Raw genomic sequence first — 2999 nt, 5'->3', positions numbered from 1 at the left:
CTGTTGCGCTCGTTTATAGGCTGGCGTCTCGCCATAGACCTGATCGGTTTGCACGAGGGTTCTGTAGGTTTCCACCAGTGCCGGATCGTCGACGCCGTAGACAAGCATATTGTCGACTTTGTTGCTCGTTTCCGAGCCGATGCCGAACAGGTTAAGCTTGCGAAAGGGTTCGGTTCTTTCTGCTCGGCTTGGTTTCAAGTTGCCGCCGAACACGTTGCGGTAGGGACTGGCGCGCTCCGCAGTTCCCGCAGCTGCCAATTCGAGGACATCGGTGCACGCCATCAGTCCGTCGCGTGCGTCGGGATGTCCAAGAATGATGTTCGTGACGAGGGATAGAACCTGCCGGATGGTAAAGTGACCACCATTCTGTTCGCTGGCTTCGACCAGATTGCCGAGCCGTCGCCGGAAGAGACCATTGTCGTGGGTTCCGATCAGCCGTTCGCGGTTCTCGCGGATTGGACAGGTTGCCCCATTCAGCGCCGGACAATCCGCGCATCCGTCCCAACCGGGGTGCAGCGTCACCGCCTCGATGACCTGATCGATCATCACGGCGGCGGCAGACCGGCTAAGGTCCCTCAAATCGAGCTTAATTGCAGAATTCCCGCTGCGGCCAACGACCAGCAGATTCTCGACTACCGCGACTAGAGCGCTCGTCGTCTTGTCGCTGCCGGCGGTCTTCATCTTTTCGAGAAGCTGACCGTGATTGGCCGCCATCAAGTAGACCCTGGGGGAATTGGGGTCTGCGACGTCCCACGCCATCTGCTCGATCAGCGGTTTACTCTCGTCGGAGCGAAGCTCGCTCAGGTCCTTGACGACGATGAGTTGGCGAGACCCCAAGCTGAGGCGTTGAATCTTCTCGCCGGCGTTCCAATCTTCAATTGTGCCTCCAAGCTCAAGCCACACGCGTCGGCAGTGATAGGTCTTCCCGTCGCCGGCGGTGCCCGTGAGGATGATGGACTGGCACTCGTCTGACCTGAAATTATCGACCAACCATGCCAGATGCTGAGCCGGCAGCTCGATGGGCTGCATCTTCAAGCGAGCCAGCGCCCGCTGAATGGTCTCGTCGTACATATTATCGTTGGTCGGAATGGGTCCGTAGTTCCGAAGAAACCGGATCCAGTTGTTGGTCGGCATGCGTTATTCCCCCACGACTGCCGCCTTGCGCTGACGACCGTCCTGGAATTCCAGCGCAGCCCCATGAAAATCAGTCAGTTGCAGACTACTGTAGAACTCGTGAAACGCAACAATACAACCCGAATGCCGCCGCTGATCGACTCATGAAGGCCCGGCTAGAAAGCGTGTGACGATGATACCTGAATCGGCCGGAGCCACGCCCTACGGCATTTTCCTACTGGCAGATGACTATCTGTCTGCCGCAAAGCTCGCCTCCCGGGACCCGAAAATAGGCACAGGGCCCGTGCGATTGATGACCTACCATGCGGCTGAGCTCTTTCTCAAAACCTACATGCGTTCCGCTGGGGAAACCATCGAAGTCCTGCGGTCCTTGGGCCATGACCTCGAGAAGATGGTCGTTCGCGCCAAATCGCTGGGATTGAAACTGCCAGCTCAGATTTTCGCCCAGTCCCGCAAACTATCGGCAAACAACGACTACGTGCGAGCACGCTACGTGGTGACCCGAGAGCGCACCGACATCTCCGACGAGAGCGTCCTTCGATACTGCCAGACGATCAGGTCGAGTGTCATCGAGGCGCTGAACATGGATGAGCTAGGTGTGCCTCAGGGCGACCATTGACTTGGCGCCCTCCCTCCTGACTACCCGAAACAAGCGCCGACCGAGTCGCCATGAACAACCCGATGTCGACGACAACGCCGAATCGAGGTTCCTCAGAACCGAGCGTCTGGTTGAAACGTTGTCGAACAAAGTGATTGTCGATTGCGGCGCGTTGATCAGCCATGAGCGATAGCAAGGCAAGTTCGAACGGAAAGGATCGTCCCGGCGTGACGGCGGCATTTCCCTATGACCGCATGACGGTCGAACGGTTTCGGAAGACCTTTCCTCGCGCCCGCTGGAACGACGATCTGAAGGCGTGGTTCGTTCCGGGCAAAACCGCGGCGCGGCGTTTCGATCAATGGCTCGAACGAGAGCGCTCTCAGACGCAAAACTATGCCGACCTCAAGGGCCGTGACGCCTTTGCGTTTAATCCCACCGTCTCGAAGTATCTTCGGCGCCTTGATGATCATTTGGAAGTGGTGACGCCCTATTCCCGTACCGTCGTCGATGAGATGCGCGAGGTTCCGTTTGCCTCCTGGGATTCCGACCGCCGTGTTTGGACGGTTCCATACCGGTCATATGACGCCCTGCGCCGCCACTGGAGCCGCGTCGAAGAGGCGGCCAGGCGCAACGAGCCGGAGGAACGCAAGAAGCGCCGAGAGGCTAATCGCGGGTCTGAAAAGGAACGAGCCGCGCGGGCGCGCGCCACCGAACGGCGCCGCAGGCGGTATCCGCTCGATCCGGAGAATCTACCGCCTTTTGGTCGGCCCGTGATGACCTCTGCGTACGGCGTGGTCGTTTTCATCGGGTGCGATGGCGAGCCGGCCGATCCGGAGATCCTTCTTGCCTTTTATGCCGATGTTCCAACCTCAGCCGATAGCGTTTGGGGGCAATGGCGTCCGGCTACGCTGGCCGAACTGGTGAAAACCTGGCCCTCCCGTCCCGGATCGAAGGTTGACGACGCGATCTGGAGACAACCCACGATCGAGGAGCTGCGCGTGGCAAGGAAAGCGGCCAGCGGCAGGGAACGGCAACGTTCTCGCACCGGCGTCTAAGCGCGGGTGTTGAGTTCCCGCTCGATCTGTCGTCCCGAGGCGAGAATGTCATCGAAGCTGGGCGCTACGCCGAAAATCATCGCGGTCGTGTTGTCGTAGTCGCGCGCAAGTGCATCGACCATCTTGGGCGTCGGGTCGATCGCGAAGCTCCCTGGTACGGCAGAAGCGAGGTCATAATCGGGCCGATCAAAAAACATGCGTGCATGACGCAC

General features: G+C 59.3%; 3 protein-coding genes and 1 pseudogene. 2 read left to right on the top strand and 2 right to left on the bottom strand.

Annotation, left to right across the window (positions count from 1 at the left end; genetic code table 11):
• On the bottom strand, positions 1 to 1134 hold a 1134-nt coding region (locus EOA13_RS36755; protein WP_206535366.1), incomplete at its 3' end, for a hypothetical protein.
• 172 nt (positions 1135 to 1306) lie between these two features.
• On the opposite strand from EOA13_RS36755, the gene EOA13_RS36750 reads away from it, so the two are divergent.
• Together EOA13_RS36750 and EOA13_RS36745 are read left to right on the top strand one after the other, a co-directional pair.
• Positions 1307 to 1753 carry a hypothetical protein gene (locus tag EOA13_RS36750; RefSeq protein ID WP_127298002.1) on the top strand — a complete coding sequence of 149 codons (447 nt, stop codon included), beginning with the start codon at positions 1307 to 1309 and terminating at the stop codon, positions 1751 to 1753.
• A gap of 161 nt (positions 1754 to 1914) precedes the next feature.
• Entirely contained in the window at positions 1915 to 2787 is an 873-nt protein-coding gene (locus tag EOA13_RS36745; protein ID WP_127298001.1) for a hypothetical protein, read from the top strand.
• Here the strand turns inward: EOA13_RS36745 and EOA13_RS36740 are convergent.
• Positions 2784 to 2999: pseudogene (locus EOA13_RS36740) on the bottom strand (nucleotidyl transferase AbiEii/AbiGii toxin family protein); the annotation flags it as partial. The gene EOA13_RS36745 and the pseudogene EOA13_RS36740 sit on opposite strands and share 4 nt — an antisense overlap.

The organism is Mesorhizobium sp. M7A.F.Ca.US.011.01.1.1 (assembly GCF_003998295.1).
Taxonomy (GTDB): Bacteria; Pseudomonadota; Alphaproteobacteria; order Rhizobiales; family Rhizobiaceae; genus Mesorhizobium.
This window is presented reverse-complemented; position numbering and strand designations above follow the sequence as displayed.

Coding starts and splice junctions, on each gene's coding strand:
- EOA13_RS36745 (WP_127298001.1), top strand. CDS start 1,915: ATGAGCGATAGCAAGGCAAGTTCGAACGGAAAGGATCGTCCCGGCGTG.
- EOA13_RS36750 (WP_127298002.1), top strand. CDS start 1,307: ATGATACCTGAATCGGCCGGAGCCACGCCCTACGGCATTTTCCTACTG.